The sequence below is a fragment of the Pseudoduganella dura genome (genome assembly GCF_009727155.1).
In the GTDB taxonomy this organism is placed as follows: Bacteria; Pseudomonadota; Gammaproteobacteria; order Burkholderiales; family Burkholderiaceae_D; genus Rugamonas; species Rugamonas dura.
In genome coordinates this window covers 3,888,107-3,903,514 of record NZ_WNWM01000002.1, presented here as the reverse complement: position 1 = coordinate 3,903,514, position 15,408 = coordinate 3,888,107, and the positions used below count along the sequence as shown (strand labels likewise).

General features: G+C 69.0%; 11 protein-coding genes. 5 read left to right on the top strand and 6 right to left on the bottom strand.

The features are described 5' to 3' along the window. Nucleotides 1–7: 7 nt before the first annotated feature. The 3 genes from hutH to GJV26_RS17105 form a co-directional block, all read right to left on the bottom strand. A complete protein-coding gene (gene hutH, locus GJV26_RS17115) occupies nucleotides 8–1,564 on the bottom strand; it encodes a histidine ammonia-lyase (RefSeq protein WP_155709890.1) in 1,557 nt (518 codons plus the stop codon). Nucleotides 1,565–1,566: 2 nt separating this feature from the next. Then, entirely contained in the window at nucleotides 1,567–3,255 is a 1,689-nt protein-coding gene (hutU, locus tag GJV26_RS17110; protein WP_155709889.1) for a urocanate hydratase, read from the bottom strand. Between the two features lie 92 nt (nucleotides 3,256–3,347). Then, nucleotides 3,348–4,244, bottom strand: coding sequence for a LysR family transcriptional regulator (locus GJV26_RS17105; protein WP_155709888.1), 897 nt, complete (start codon nucleotides 4,242–4,244; stop codon nucleotides 3,348–3,350). A gap of 125 nt (nucleotides 4,245–4,369) precedes the next feature. On the opposite strand from GJV26_RS17105, the gene GJV26_RS17100 reads away from it, so the two are divergent. Beyond that, complete coding sequence (locus GJV26_RS17100) at nucleotides 4,370–5,239, top strand: aldo/keto reductase family oxidoreductase (RefSeq protein WP_155709887.1); 870 nt, start codon at nucleotides 4,370–4,372, stop codon at nucleotides 5,237–5,239. Here GJV26_RS17100 and GJV26_RS17095 read toward each other — a convergent pair. Genes GJV26_RS17095 through ada form a run of 3 tightly spaced genes read right to left on the bottom strand, consistent with a single transcriptional unit; the run spans nucleotide 5,229 to nucleotide 8,718 of the window. Beyond that, on the bottom strand, nucleotides 5,229–6,896 hold the full coding sequence (locus GJV26_RS17095; RefSeq protein ID WP_155709886.1) for an amidohydrolase: 1,668 nt from the start codon (nucleotides 6,894–6,896) through the stop codon (nucleotides 5,229–5,231). The two genes, GJV26_RS17100 and GJV26_RS17095, sit on opposite strands and share 11 nt — an antisense overlap. Before the next feature lie 45 nt (nucleotides 6,897–6,941). Next, nucleotides 6,942–7,628 (bottom strand): 2OG-Fe(II) oxygenase, encoded by a 687-nt coding sequence (locus tag GJV26_RS17090; RefSeq protein ID WP_155709885.1) that lies wholly within the window; start codon nucleotides 7,626–7,628, stop codon nucleotides 6,942–6,944. Between the two features lie 7 nt (nucleotides 7,629–7,635). Beyond that, a complete protein-coding gene (gene ada, locus GJV26_RS17085) occupies nucleotides 7,636–8,718 on the bottom strand; it encodes a bifunctional DNA-binding transcriptional regulator/O6-methylguanine-DNA methyltransferase Ada (RefSeq protein ID WP_155709884.1) in 1,083 nt (360 codons plus the stop codon). 171 nt (nucleotides 8,719–8,889) lie between these two features. On the opposite strand from ada, the gene hutC reads away from it, so the two are divergent. The 4 genes from hutC (at nucleotide 8,890) to trxA (ending at nucleotide 15,298) form a co-directional block, all read left to right on the top strand. Then, nucleotides 8,890–9,624 (top strand): histidine utilization transcriptional repressor HutC, encoded by a 735-nt coding sequence (gene hutC, locus GJV26_RS17080; protein ID WP_229419333.1) that lies wholly within the window; start codon nucleotides 8,890–8,892, stop codon nucleotides 9,622–9,624. A gap of 79 nt (nucleotides 9,625–9,703) precedes the next feature. Next, complete coding sequence (locus tag GJV26_RS17075) at nucleotides 9,704–14,386, top strand: PAS domain S-box protein (RefSeq protein ID WP_173346223.1); 4,683 nt, start codon at nucleotides 9,704–9,706, stop codon at nucleotides 14,384–14,386. Then, a complete protein-coding gene (locus tag GJV26_RS17070) occupies nucleotides 14,383–14,796 on the top strand; it encodes a response regulator (protein WP_155709881.1) in 414 nt (137 codons plus the stop codon). Before GJV26_RS17075 ends, GJV26_RS17070 begins: the two co-directional genes overlap by 4 nt. A gap of 175 nt (nucleotides 14,797–14,971) precedes the next feature. Beyond that, nucleotides 14,972–15,298 (top strand): thioredoxin TrxA, encoded by a 327-nt coding sequence (trxA, locus tag GJV26_RS17065; protein ID WP_155709880.1) that lies wholly within the window; start codon nucleotides 14,972–14,974, stop codon nucleotides 15,296–15,298. Nucleotides 15,299–15,408 lie beyond the last annotated feature (110 nt).

Genomic DNA, 15,408 nt, shown 5'->3' with positions numbered 1-15,408 from the left:
GGCCTCCCTACGGATGCAGCGGCGCGAACAGGCTGCGGCAATCGGCGGACAGGTCGCCGCCGAGCACCATCCGCCTGGCCGCCTCGATATCGGGTGCGAAGTACCGGTCGACGTCGAAGAACGGCACCTGCCTGCGCAATTGGGCGTGCACGTGCTCCAGGTGAGGCGACGTCGTCAACGGCCGGTGGAAATCGATGCCCTGCGCGGCTGCCAGCAGCTCGATGCCGAGGATGGCCGCGGTATTGTGCGCCATTTCGTCGAGCCGGCGCGCCGCGAAGGTGGCCATGCTCACATGGTCTTCCTGGTTGGCGGACGTGGGCAGGCTGTCCACGCTGGCCGGATGGGCGATCGACTTGTTTTCCGATGCCAGCGCGGCCGCCGTGACGTGCGCGATCATGAAGCCGGAATTGACGCCGGGCTCGCGCACCAGGAACGGCGGCAGGCCGGACAGCGTGGCGTCGATCAGCAGCGCGATGCGGCGCTCGGCGATGGCGCCGATTTCCGCGATCGCCAGCGCCAGCGTATCGGCGGCGAAGGCCACCGGCTCGGCGTGGAAGTTGCCTCCGGAGACGATACGTACGCCGCCGTCGGCTCCCTCGCCGTCGCGGAAGATCAGCGGGTTGTCGGTTACGGCATTGGCCTCGATCAGCAGCGTGCGGGTGGCATTGCCGATCAGGTCCATGCACGCGCCCATCACCTGCGGCTGGCAGCGCAGGCAGTAGGGATCCTGCACCCGTTCGTCGCCCACCAGGTGCGAGGCGCGGATCGCGCTGTCCGTCACCAGCTGGCGGTAGATGGCGGCCGCGGCGATCTGGCCCGGCTGGCCGCGCACTTCGTGCACGCGGGCGTCGAACGGCGCATCGCTGCCCTTGGCGGCATCGAGCGACAGCGAACCGGTCACCATGCCCGCCTCGAGCAGCCGCTCGGCCATGAACAGGCCATGCAGCGCCAGCGCGGTGGAAGCCTGGGTGCCGTTGATCAGCGCCAGCCCTTCCTTCGGCGCCAGCACTACCGGCGCGATGCCGGCCGCCCGCAGGGCGTCCGCCGCGTCCAGCAGTTCGCCTCTCACGCGCACCTGGCCCACGCCCAGCAGCGCCAGCGTCATGTGCGCCAGCGGCGCCAGGTCGCCCGAGGCGCCGACCGATCCCTTGACCGGGATGGCCGGCATGATGCCGGCGTTGTACAGCGCGACCAGCGTATCGATGACGACCGCGCGGATGCCGGAAAAGCCCCGCGCCAGGCTGCCGATCTTCGTGAGCATCAGCAGGCGCACCGTATGGTCCGCCATCAGCTCGCCGGTACCCACCGAGTGCGACAGGATCAGGTTGCGCTGCAATTGTTCCAGCTGGTCGTCCGGGATGCGGGTTTTCGCCAGCAGGCCGAAGCCGGTATTGATGCCGTAGGCGGCGTCGCCCTTCTGCACGATGGCCTGCACGGCCCGGGCGGCGGCATCGATCTGCGCATAGGCTTCGCGCGCCAGTGCGATCGTGCCGGCCGACGTCCAGGCGGCGCGCAGTTCGGCCAGCGCCAGCTGGCCGGGCTTGATGGTAAGAGTGGCTTGCATGGTCATTTCAGCATTGGCAGGTTGAGGTTGTTGCGCTGCGCGCAGGCAATGGCGGTGTCGTAGCCGGCGTCGGCATGGCGCATCACGCCGGAGCCGCTGTCGTTGACGAGCACGCGGGCCAGCCGCGCCGCGGCGGCCACGGTGCCGTCCGCCACGATGACCATGCCGGCATGCTGCGAGTAGCCCATCCCCACGCCGCCGCCATGGTGCAGCGATACCCAGGTGGCGCCGCCGGCCGTGTTCAGCAGCGCATTGAGCAGCGGCCAGTCGGAAACGGCGTCGCTGCCGTCCTTCATGCTTTCCGTCTCGCGGTTCGGGCTGGCCACGGAACCCGTGTCCAGGTGGTCGCGGCCGATCACGACCGGCGCCTTCAGCTCGCCGTTCTTCACCATCTCGTTGAACGCCAGGCCGGCGACGTGGCGCTCGCCCAGGCCCAGCCAGCAGATGCGCGCGGGCAGGCCCTGGAAGGCGATGCGCTCGCGCGCCATGTCGAGCCAGCGGTGCACGTTGGCGTGGTGCGGGAACAGTTCCTTGATCTTCGCATCCGTCCTGTAGATATCCTCGGGGTCGCCGGACAGCGCCACCCACCGGAACGGCCCGCGCCCTTCGCAGAACTGCGGCCGGATGTAGGCGGGCACGAAGCCGGGGAAGTCGAACGCGTTCGCCACGCCGTCGTCGAACGCGACCTGCCGGATGTTGTTGCCGTAGTCGACCACCTGCGCGCCCAGCGCCTGGAAGTCCAGCATCGCCCGCACGTGCGCGGCGCACGATGCGGCGGCGGCCGCTTTCAGTTCGGCGTGCCGCGCCGGCTCGGCGCGCGCCGCCTGCCACTGCGCCACGCTCCAGCCCCGCGGCAGATAGCCGTTGATCAGGTCGTGCGCCGACGTCTGGTCCGTGACGAGATCGGGCATCAGGCCGCCATCGCGGGCGCGCCGCACCAGTTCGGGCAGCACGTCCGCGGCGTTGCCGAGCAGGCCGATCGAGATCGCGTCGCCGTTGGCCTTGTGCGCGCGGATCATGTCCAGCGCTTCGTCGATCGAGGCCGCCTGCCTGTCCAGGTAGCGGGTGCGCAGGCGGAAATCGATGCTGCTCTGCTGGCACTCGACCGTGAGCGACACCGCGCCGGCCATCGTGGCCGCCAGCGGCTGCGCGCCGCCCATGCCGCCCAGGCCGGCCGTGAGGATCCAGCGGCCGGCCATGGTGCCGCCGAAATGCTGGCGCCCCGCCTCGGCGAACGTTTCATAGGTGCCCTGCACGATGCCCTGCGTGCCGATGTAGATCCAGCTGCCGGCCGTCATCTGGCCATACATGAACAGGCCCTGGCGATCGAGTTCGTTGAAGTGTTCCCAGTCGGCCCACTTCGGCACCAGGTTCGAGTTCGCGATCAGCACGCGCGGCGCCTCCGCGTGGGTGCGGAATACGCCGACCGGCTTGCCGGACTGCACCAGCAGCGTTTCTTCCTCGCCCAATTCCTTCAGCGCCGCCAGGATCGCATCGAAGCACGCCCAGTTGCGAGCCGCGCGGCCGATGCCGCCATACACGACCAGCGCCTGCGGGTTCTCGGCCACTTCGCTGTCGAGGTTGTTCTGGATCATCCGGTACGCCGCCTCCGCGCCCCAGGTCTTGCAGACCCTGTCCGGGCCGCGGGGTGCGCGGATGGTGCGGGCGGGATCGAAGCGGGGGTCGTTCATGACGTCTCCTCGAGGATGGCAAGTCCTCACAGGATAGGTTGTCTATACAAGTTCAGTCAAATTCTTTTTTCATATCATTTCCACACCTGCTCTCACGGGGCGCGGATAAAATCGATGAAGGCCCGCAGCGGCGCCGGCACGAGGCGCCGGCCGGGGTAGTACAGGAACGGGCCGGAAAAGCTCGGCCACCAGGGCGCCAGCACCGGTTCGAGTTCGCCGCGTTCGAAGTACGGTTTCAGCCAGTCCTCGAACAGGTAGACGATACCTGCGCCGGCCAGCGCCGACGCGACGGCGAGATCGGCGCCGGCCCCCAGCCGCACGCGCAGCGGTCCCCGCGGGTCCACGCGCACCGTTTCGCCATCGCGCGAAAACTCCCACTGCACGGTGGCGCCGCTGGCGAAATACCCGGCCAGGCACGCATGCCGCAGCAGTTCACCGGGATGTTCCGGGCGGCCATGGCGGTCGAGATAGGCCGGCGACGCGGCGGCCGCGAAGCGCTGTACGCGCGGCCCGATGGGCACCGCGATCATGTCCTGTTCGAGCCGTTCCTCATAGCGGATGCCGGCGTCGAAGCCGGCGGCCAGCATGTCGACGAAGCTGTCCTCGACGGCGACGTCGACCACGATATCCGGATACGCCGCGACAAAGCGCGGCACGAGCGACGGCAGCACCAGCCGCGCTGCGGCGAGCGGCACATTCAGGCGCAGCGTGCCGGTGGGCCGGTCACGGAACGCATTGACCACGTCCAGCGCGGTTTCCACCTCGCCCAGCGCCGGCGCCAGGCGCTCGAGCAGGCTGCGGCCCGCCTCGGTGGGCACCACGCTGCGGGTGCTGCGGTTGAGCAGGCGCACGCCGAGCCGCGCCTCGAGGCGGCGCACCGCTTCGCTCAGGCCGGACGCGCTGACGCCGGCCAGCCGCGCGCCATCCCGGAACCCGCCGGCACGCGCCACCGTGACGAACGCATTCAAATCGCCGAGGTCGACTTTCATCTGGTTTTATTCCATTGTTCGCAGTTATTGTCCATAATTTCGCACAACCCATGCAGACTTTACCGGATTGTCGCGCAGCAGAAGCGCTCTTATCCTTTCGTTCATCATTCACGAAGGAGAACGGCATGTCGAACACACCCCGAACGACTTGGCAACTCGGCGACCGCACGGTCAACCGGCTCGGCTACGGCGCCATGCAGCTGGCCGGGCCGGGCGTCTTCGGTCCCCCGAAGGACCCGGCGGCGGCCCGCGCCGTACTGCGCGCCGCGCTGGCCGGCGGTGTCGACCACATCGACACGTCCGACTTTTACGGCCCGCATGTCACCAACGGGTTGATCCGCGAAGCGCTGCATCCCTACCCCGCCGGCCTGTGCATCGCGACGAAGATCGGCGCACGGCGCGATGCGCAGGGTGGCTGGCTGCCGGCGTTTTCACGGGAAGAGCTGACGGCGGCGGTGCATGACAACCTGCGCAACCTGGGCCTGGAGTCGCTGGACGTGGTCAACCTGCGCGCCATGTTCAGCGTGCATGGCCCGGCGGAGGGATCGCTGGAGGAACCGCTGGCGGTGCTGGCCGGATTGCGCGAGCAGGGCCTGGTGCGCCACATCGGCCTGAGCAACGTGACGGCCGGCCAGGTGCGCGACGCGCGCCGCATGGTGCCGATCGCCTGCGTGCAGAACCATTACAACCTCGTCCACCGGGACGACGATGGCCTGGTCGACATGCTGGCGACGGACGGCATCGCCTACGTGCCGTTCTTCCCCCTCGGCGGTTTCTCGCCGCTGCAATCGGCAATCCTGTCGGGCGTGGCCGCCCGCCTGGAAACGACGCCGATGGCGGTGGCGATCGCGTGGCTGCTGCAACGCTCGCCGAACATCCTCGTGATCCCGGGCACGTCGTCGCTCGTCCATTTGCGGGAAAACCTGGCGGCCGCGTCGCTGGTCCTGCCCGGCGACGCCGTCGCGGAGCTCGACGCGATCGCCGCTACTTCCTGAACACCCGCCGGCCGCCGACCCACGTTTCCAGCACGCCGATGCGGCCGATGTCGGCTGGCGCCACCTTGAACAGGTCGCGGTCGGTCACGATGAAATCGGCCCACTTGCCCGGCTCCAGCGAGCCGATCACGTTTTCCTGCCGCGCCGCGTACGCCGCATCGAGCGTGAAGCAGCGCAGCGCTTCCTTCACCGTCATCGCCTGCTCCGGATACCAGCCTTTCGGCGGCTGGTCCTGCATGTCCTGCCGCGTGACGGCGGCATGCATGCCCTGGAACGGATTCGGCGATTCGATCGGAAAATCGGATCCGCAGGCAATGCGCGAACCTTGCTCCAGGAACGTGCGCCAGGCATACGCACCCTTGATGCGCCCGCTGCCCACGCGCTGCTCGGCCATGTTCTGGTCGGAGGTGGCATGCGTGGGCTGCATCGAGGGAATGATGTCCAGTTCGGCAAACCGTGGAATGTCGGCCGGCGCCACCACCTGGGCGTGCTCGATGCGGTGGCGCGACGCCCCGGCCGGGGATTGCGCCGGATATTGCTTCCGCAGCGCCGCGTAGGCATCCAGGATCTGCCGGTTGCCGGCATCGCCGATCGCATGCACGTTGACCTGGTAGCCGGCCTTCATCGCCTTCGCCATCCTGGCGCGCATCGCGGCATCGTCGTAAAACAGCAGGCCATGGGTGTGCGGCGCATCGCTGTAGGGCTTGATCAGCGCGGCGCCGCGGCTGCCCAGCGCGCCGTCGGCGAACAGTTTCACGGCCGACAGCGCGTACAGGTCGTTCGCGTAGCCCTGCAACGGGCCGCCGGCCGCCAGCCGGTCGAAGTCTTCGCCGGTATCGCCGATCATCGCGTACACGCGGGTGGTCAGCTTGCCCTGGTCGGCATAGGCGCGGTACAGCTTGTCCGCGCCCACGCCGATGCCGGCGTCGTGCACGCTCGTCAGGCCCACGCCTTTCAGCATCGCCAGCGCGCCGTCGAGCGCCGCGCGCGATTCCGCCTCGGTGGGCCGCGGCACGACCTTGCCCACGAGTTCCATCGCCGCATCGACCAGGATGCCGGTGGCATTGCCGGCCGCATCGCGCTCGATCTTGCCGCCGGCCGGGTCCTTCGTCTCTTTCGTGATACCGGCCAGGGCCAGCGCGCGGCTGTTGACCCACACGGCATGGCCATCCACGCGGTGCATCAGCGCGGGGCGATCGGCCACCGCCTCATCGAGTTCCCGCGCCGTGGGAAAGCGGCCCAGCTTCCACGTTTCCTGGTTCCAGCCGTTGCCGATCACCCAGGCGCGCTGCGGACTGGCGCGCGCGAAGGCGGCAATCGCCTTCACCGCGCCAGCCAGGCTGGTGGCGCTGTACAGTTCCGCGCCGGTGGCGATTTCGCCCAGGCCGAACACGTGGCCATGGGCGTCGATCAGGCCGGGCAGCACCGTCTTGCCGGCCACGTCCACGTGCGTGAAGCCGGCGGCCTTTGCCGCCACTTCCCGCGCACTGCCGACGGCGACGATACGGCCGCCCGCATCGAAGGCAAGCGACTTGAATCGCACCAGCTCGTCCCTGGCATTCAGGGTGTAGCCGTTGGCGTTGTCGATCACGGTGCCGGGAGCGGCGTGGGCCTGGAGGGCAAGGGCGAGACTGGCGGTCAGCAGGGCGAGGCGCATGGGGTTCCTTCCGGATTCGAAAGCCCCGAGTGTAGCGAAAACCGGCTACGCCGCATCGTGAAAGATGATCCCCAGCGTGTGCCGCTGTCCTTCGCGCAGGCGCGACACCCCGTGCCGCATGTTGACGCGGTACACGCCGCGCGTGCCGTTCACCGGCCGGTGGTGCACCGGGAAGATCACGCAGTCGCCCTGGGCCAGGGGCACCACCTCGGCGCGCGACTGCATGCGCGGCCGCTGCTCCGTCAGCACGAATTCGCCGCCGGTGAAGTCGGTGCCCGGCCGCGACAGCAGGAATGCCGCTTGCAGCGGAAACACGTGCTCGCCGTACAGATCCTGGTGCAGGCAATTGTAGTCGCCCTCGCCGTAGCGCAGCAGCAGCGGCGTGGGCCGGACCTGCGCGGCCGCATGGCAGCGCGCCAGGTAATCGGCATGCCGCGGCGGATACCGCTCGTCGATGCCGAGCGCCGCGTGCCAGCGGTTCGCGATCGTGGCCAGCGGGCCGTACATGGCCGTGCGCAACACCTGCACCAGGTCGGGCAGCGGATAACGGAAGTACTGGTACTCGCCGCGGCCGAAGCCGTGCCGCGCCATCACGATGCGGCTGCGAAACAGGTCCGCGTCGTCGTATGCGGCCGCCAGCAGCGCGCAGTCGCCGGCGGCCAGCAGGCCCGGCAGGCGGGCGCAGCCGAAGGCGTTCAGCTCGTCTTCGACGCGCGGCCAGTCGACGTTCATGCCGGCCTCACTTGGCACCTTCGCGCTCCAGCAGGGCCTGCTTGCGCTCGACGCCCCAGCGGTAGCCGGAAAGCGCGCCGTCGTTGCGCACCACCCGGTGGCAGGGAATCGCGACGGCGATCGCGTTGGCGGCGCAGGCGCCCGCCACGGCCCGTGCTCCACCCTGTATGCCCACCAGTGCGGCCAGTTCGGTATAGCTGACCGTGCGGCCGGCGGGAACCGTGCGCAACGCCTGCCATACGCGCTGCTGGAATGCCGTGCCGCGCACGTCGAGCGGCAGGTCGAGCCCCGTTTCGGGCGCTTCCACGAGGCCGATCACCCGTGCCACCACGGCTTCGTAGTCGCGCTCGGCGCCCACCAGTTCCGCTTTCGGAAAGCGGTCCTGCAGGTCGCGCGCCAGCGCATCGGGGTCGTCGCCCATCAGGATCGCGCAGATGCCGACATCGGTGCTGGCCACGAGGATCGCGCCCAGCGAACACTGGGCGATGGCGAAGCGGATCGTGGCGCCGCTGCCGCCGCGGCGGAACGCGGTGGGCGTCATGCCCAGCGACTCGCGCGACGTGGCGTAGAAGCGGCCGCTGGAGTTGTAGCCGGCCGCGTAGATCGCCTCCGTCACCGACGGCTGCAGCGCCAGGCCGGCGCGAACGCGCTCGTTGCGCCGCGCGGCGGCATACGCTTTCGGCGTGATGCCGGTCTGCGCCTTGAAGATGCGGTGCAGGTGGAAGCGGCTGATGCCGCTCGCTTCGGCCAGCGTGGCCAGGTCCGGCTCCTCGTCCGCCGTGTCGATCAGTTGGCACACCGCGGCCACCAGCGCGGCGCGCCGCTCGGCCAGTGGCGGCCCGTCGGGCTTGCAGCGCAGGCACGGGCGAAAACCGGCCAGCTCGGCTTCGGCGGTGGTGGCGTGGAACGCCACGTTCGCGCGCAGCGCCGGCCGCGCGCCGCACGAAGGCCGGCAGTAGACGCCCGTGGTGCGCACGGAATAATAGAAGCGGCCGTCGGCGGCCCGGTCGCGCTCCTGCACGGCGGTCCAGCGCGCGTCGTCGGTCTCGAAGGTGACGCTGAAGGTGGGGGCGATGGTCGAAGTGGTCATGGGCGGCTCCAGGTATCCATTGTATGCCGCGATGATAGGCGGCGGCCAATCGGCCGGCACCCCGCCCCTTGCTTTTGAATTCATCGGGACAGGCCCCGCCACGCCCCATGGCGGAGCCCAACCCCGCCTGCTAGAATGCCGCGACCATGGCGCAGCGGAGGAGGCAGGAACTTGGAAGCACAGCATGAGGCACCGGGCACTCCCATTTTCCAGCAGATCAAGGATTTCCTGGTGGCGCAGATCGCCGCCGGGCACTGGAAGGAAGGCGACGTGATTCCCTCCGAGCAGGCGCTCGTCAAGCAGTTCGGCGTCTCGCGGATGACCGTCAACCGCGCCGTGCGCGAACTCACGGCCGAATCGGTGCTGACGCGCCGCCAGGGCTCGGGCACCTATGTCGCGCCGCAGAAATACCAGGCCACGCTGCTGGAGATCAGGAGCATCGCGGACGAGATCCGGGCCCGTGGCCACACGCACCGCAGCACGCTGCAGCGGCTCGACCAGGGTCCCGCCCCCGAATTGCTGGCCAAGCAGTTCGAACTGGCCGCCGGGCACCCGTTGTTCCACTCGATCATCGTCCACTACGAGAACGGCGTGCCGATCCAGGTGGAAGACCGCTGGGTCAACCCGCAGGTGGCGCCCGACTACCTGGTGCAGGACTTCACGCGCCTGACACCCAGCGAATACCTGCTGGCGGCGGCGCCGCTGCAAGCGGCCACCTACAGCCTGGAAGCGCTGGCGGCGCCGCGCGATATCGCCGACATGCTGTCGATGGATGCCCGCCAGCCCTGCCTGGTGCTGCGCCGGCGCACGCGCTCGGGCGGCAAGGTGGCATCGCTCGTCACGATGTGGCATCCGGGGCACCGCTACCAGTTCGCCGGCAGCGTCGCGACCGGCGCGCACGCCTGAGCGCGGCAGTGTATATTTATCGATGGTCGACCATCGACCGGTTCACGGCCGCCCGCGCCGCCTACTAAAGAGGAAGCCTTTGCCACCCGGTTCTGCCCGCCCAGCCCGCCCTGCCCGCCCAGCCCGCCGCCTGCTGCTGCAGACCGCGTTGCTGCTGTGCGCATGCGGCCCGGCGTTCGGGCTGGAGCGGGTGTCCGTTCAGCTGAAGTGGCATCACCAGTTCCAGTTCGCCGGCTACTACGCCGCGCAGGACAAGGGCTACTACCGCGACGAAGGGCTGGAGGTGGCGCTGGTGGAAGCGCAGCCGGGCACCGATCCGGTGCAGGCCGTGCTGGCCGGCAGGGCCCAGTACGGCACCGGCAACAGCAGCCTGCTGCTGCACCGCGCGGCGGGCAAGCCGGTGGTGGTGCTGGCCCCCATCTTCCAGCACTCGGCCGCCGCGCTGATCGCGCGGCGCACGCCGGACGGCAAGCCGGTCGGGTGGACCGGCGCACGCGTGATGCTGGCACCGGGCAACGACGAGCTGCAAGCCTACCTGCTGCGCCAGGGCGTGAAGCTGGCCGAGCTGAAGCTGCTGCCGCACAGCCAGCGGCTCGACGACCTGATCGAGGGCAAGGTCGACGTGATGTCGGGCTACCTTACCGAAGTGCCGTATCTGCTGGACCTTGCCGGCATCCGCTACGACATGCTGTCGCCGCGCGCGGCCGGCATCGACTTCTATGGCGATATCCTGTTCACTACCGAACGCGAACTGCAGGAGCACCCGGAGCGGGCGCGGGCCATGCGGGCCGCCACGCTGCGCGGCTGGCGCTATGCGATGGCGCACCCCGAGGAAATCGTCGACCTGATCCGCGCCCGCTATCCGCAGGGCCATTCGCGCGAACACTTGATGCACGAAGCGCGCCAGACCGCGAAGCTGATGGAACAGCCGCTGGTCGAACCCGGCTACAGCAATCCCGCGCGCTGGCAGGCGATCGCCAACACCTACATCACGCTGGGCATGCTGCCGCGCAGCGTGGCGCTGGACGACTTCCTGTACCGCGAGCCCGAGCCGCGGCCACGCTGGCCGCTGCTCGCGACGGGCATGCTGGCGGCCCTGCTGGGCGCCGCCGCGATCTGGCGCGCGCGTGCCGCGCGGCCGCAGCCCCTGCCGGTGCAGGCGGCGCCCGCCGCCGACGCGCCATCGCCGGCCGAGCAAGCGCTGGATGCGGCCTGCGAAGGCATCTGGGAATGGCATCCGCAGAGCGATGAAGTGAAGCTGTCGCCGCGCTTCGGGGAACTGCTCGGCTACGGCGCCGGCGGCCTGGCGCCGCACGACCGCAACGCCTGGCTGCAGCACGTGCACCCGGACGACCGCCTGCAACTGATGCAGGAGATGTCGCGCATCGGCCTCGAACCGGTCGACGATACGCTGCTCGTGCACGAATGCCGGATGCGCTGCCGCGACGGCAGCTACCGCTGGATCGCGGTGCGCGGCCGCGTGACCGCGCGCGCCGGCGCCCACCCCACGCTGGCGGGCGGCACGCTGGGCCCCGTGAACGACCGCGCGCTGGCCGAGCGGGACCGGCTGTCGGCGGTGCTCGAAGCAATGCCCGGCGGAATCCTGGTGGCCGACCGCGGCGGCCGCGTGAAGCAGGTCAACCGCGCGGCCGCCGCCTGCTTCGGCTACCAGCCGGGCGACATGGCCGGCATCTCGATGGAACTGCTGGTGCCGGAAGTGATGCGCAGCGCGCCTGGCCTGCCGCGCGAACTGTTCTCGCGCCCCAACCTGCCGGGCCGCGTGCTGACCGCGCGGCGTGCCGACGGCGGCCACTTCCCCGCCATGGTGCACCTGGCGCCGATCGAACTGGCGGGGATCGAACGCGCGAGCCAGGGCTGGTCGGTGGTCTCGGTGCGCGACATGACCCAGCGCCAGCGCACCGAGCAGGCGCTGCACGCCAGTTCGGAGCGCTACCGGCAGATCGTGCAGACGGCCACCGAAGGGATCTGGATGACCGATGCCGGCGACCGCACGTCGTTCGTCAACCCCACGCTGGCGCGCATGCTGGGCTTCGATCCGGACGACATGCTGGGCCGCCCGATGAGCGATTTCATGGACGAGGAAAGCACGGCCCAGCTGGTGCGGCAGAACCAGCGCCGCCGCCCCGGCGAAGCCGAACAGGGCGATGCGCGCTTCTACCGCAAGGATGGCTCGTCGATGTGGGGGCTGGTGTCGACCACGCAGATCCACGACGACAACGGCGTGTATGCCGGCACGCTGGCGATGATCACCGACATCACCGACCGGCGCCTGGCCGAGGTGGCGCTGCGCAATTCAAGCCAGCGCATGGCCTCGGTGTTCAACGCCGTGACCAACGGCCTGGTGGTGCTGAACAGCGAGGGCGTGATTCTCGAATGCAATGCGGCCACGGCCCGCATGCTGGGGCCGGCCGCCGCCAGCGGCGCGCGGCTGTGGCCCGGCGTGCACGAGGACGGCAGGCCGTTCGATGCCGACGAACACCCGGTGCAGCGCGCCCTCGCCAGCGGCCGCTCGGTGCGCGGCGTGGTGATGGGGGTAACGGGAGATTCGGGCGGCATCTGCTGGCTGTCGGTGAACGCCGAACCGATGCGCGACGAACTGGGGGCCGCCACGATGGTGGTGGCGAGCCTGACCGACATCACCGAGCGCAAGAACAGCGCCGATGCGCTGCGGCGCGGCGAGCAGCGGCTGCAGGAAATCATCAAGATGATGCCGATCGGCCTGTTCCTGAAAGGTCCGGACGGCCGCCTGCTGCTGATGAATCCCGCCTGCGAGCGGCAGTTCGGCTACACGATGGCCGACCTGCACAACGGCAGCTACGCGCACCTGCATGCGCCGAAGGAGGTGGTGGAGTTCGCCCGGCGCGACCGCGAAGCCTTCGCCCGCGGCGAGCAGGTCGACTACGAGGAAACGCTGTTCAACCCGGCGCTGCGCCAGCACCTCGCGCTGCGCACATTCAAGAAACCCGTGTTCGACGAGCATGGCGAACCCGTGTACCTGATCTGCATGTCGATCGACATCACCGAAAGCAAGCGGGTGGAGCAGGCGCTGCGCGAGCTCAACGAGCATCTCGAGGAACGCGTGGCGCAACGCACCGAGCAGCTCGACCAGGCCAAGCAGGTCGCCGAAGAGGCCAGCCAGGCCAAGGGCCAGTTCCTGGCCAACATGAGCCACGAGATCCGCACGCCGATGAACGGCGTGATCGGCATGGCGCACCTGGCGCTGAAGACCGATCTCGATCCGCGCCAGCGCGATTACCTGGAAAAGATCCGCTTCGCCGGCGAGCACCTGCTGGGCATCATCGACGACATCCTGGACATCTCGAAGATCGAGGCCGGCAAGCTGGACATCGAACAGGTCGAGTTCCCGCTGTCGCAGGTCATCGAAACGCTGACCACCGTGGTGGCGCCGAAGGTCGCGGCCCGGGAGCTGCGGCTCGACATCGACATCGATCCGGAAGTGCCGCCGGTGCTGCGCGGCGACCCGCTGCGGCTGGGCCAGGTGCTGATCAACTACGTCAACAACGCGATCAAGTTCAGCGAGCACGGCACGATCGGCCTGCGGGTGCGCTGCATAGCGGGCGGCGACACCGACTGCCTGCTGCGCTTCGATGTCAGCGACGAAGGCATCGGCATGACGGAACAGGAGATGGGCAGGCTGTTCCAGTCGTTCGAGCAGGCCGACGCGTCGACCACGCGCGCCTACGGCGGCACCGGCCTGGGGCTGGCGATCTGCAAGCAGCTGGCCCAGCTGATGGGCGGCGACGTGGGTGTGTCGAGCGCGCCCGGTGCCGGCAGCACGTTCTGGTTCACGGCGCGCCTCGGCATCGGCGGAACCGGAGCGGCCGCCGGCGCGCTGCCGTCATCGGCCGCCGAGCCGGCGACGCCGAAGGACGCGCTGCAGGGTGCCCATCTCCTGCTGGTGGAGGACAACGCCTTCAACCAGCAGATCGGCATGGAAATGCTGGAGGAGGCGGGCGCCGCGGTGCGGCTGGCCGGCAACGGCGCCGAGGCGCTGGCGCTGCTGGAAGAAGCCAGCTTCGACTGCGTGCTGATGGACGTGCAGATGCCGGTGATGGATGGGCTGGAAACCACGCGCCGCATCCGCGCCGATGCGCGCCTGGCCGGCCTGCGCGTGCTGGCGATGACGGCCACCGCCACCAGCGAGGAACGCGAACGCTGCATGGAAGCCGGCATGGATGACTTCATCGCCAAGCCGATCCAGCCGGCGCTGCTGGCCCGCAAGATCGCGGCCTGGCTGCCCGAGCGCCGCGTGAAGGAACATCGCCGCGATGGCGGCAAGGACGGCGGCAAGGGTGGAGGGGAGCGCGGCGCCGGCAATGAAGGCGCCGTGCCGTACCGGCCCCATGCGACACTGGTGGGCGATCCGGCCGTCATCGACCTGTCCGTGCTGGCCCAGGTGCTGGGCTACCAGCCGGACAAGATCCGCAGCTTCGCGCTGAAGTTCCTGCAATCGGCCGAGAACGGGCTGGCGGAGCTCGACGAGGCGCTGGCGGCCGGCGATATCGAGCGGGTCCGCGAACTGGGCCACCGGCTCAAGGCGGCCGCCCGCACGGTGGGTGCGCTCGGCATGGGCGAACTGTGCGAGCGGATGGAGCGGCTGCCGTCTTCCGGTCCGGCGGGGGAACAGGGTGCGTGGGCGCTGGTCGGGCAGTTCCGCCCCCTGCTGGCGCAGATCCGGGAACACATCTTGAACCACACGACTCTTGGCGAACTGAAATGAACCACGCATTGCGCATCCTGCTGCTGGACGACGACGCCTTCATGCTGGACCTGCTGCAGGACATGATCGCCGGCCTGGGCTATTCCCACGTACACGCCGACAGCGACGCCCGCAGTGCGCTGCGCGCACTGCCCGGGTTCCGGCCGGACGTGCTGGTGTGCGATCTGTCGATGCCGGAGATGGATGGCATCGAATTCCTGCGCGCCGTGGCCGAAGGCGGCTTCGATGGCGACGTGATCCTGCTGTCCGGCATGGACAGCGGCATCCTGCGCGCCGCCGAAACGCTGGCGACGGCGCAGGGATTGACCATCCTGGGGGCGCGCAACAAGCCGCTCACGAGTGCCGCGCTGGGCGACCTGCTGGCACTCGCCCGCGGCAGGGCGACGCCGGTACACGGCGACGGAAAATAGGTTATTATTTGATCCATCCCCGCCTGATTCCCCGATGCAAGTCTCATTATTTGAGTCGTAGTTGATATAGTGGCTTGACATTGAATTCGTGCGCACGGTCTCCATCTCCTCGTAGAGGACTGGCAGGCAACGGACGCCAGGCGAACTTAATCTGATCCCGAAAGGGGAAAACAACATGAGCGAAAACATCAAACACATCACCGACGCGTCGTTCGAAGCCGACGTGCTGAAATCCGACCGTCCTGTGCTGGTGGACTTCTGGGCCGAGTGGTGCGGTCCGTGCAAGAGCATTGCCCCGATCCTGGAAGAAGTCGCCAAGGAATATGACGGCAAGCTGACGATCGCCAAGCTGGACGTGGACTCGAACCAGACCGTGCCGGGCAAGTTCGGCATTCGCGGCATCCCGACGCTGATCCTGTTCAAGAACGGCGTGCCGGCTGCTCAAAAAGTGGGCGCCATGGCAAAAGGCCAACTCACCTCTTTCATCGACAGCAATATTTGAGTAATATAGGTGGTGCTGCGCCCGCAGCACCACCTGCCTGGCCGGGACCGAGGCATCCGCCCCCCGAGAAACATAGAGCCCACGCAGTTCCCTCCCCTACCTTACTTTCC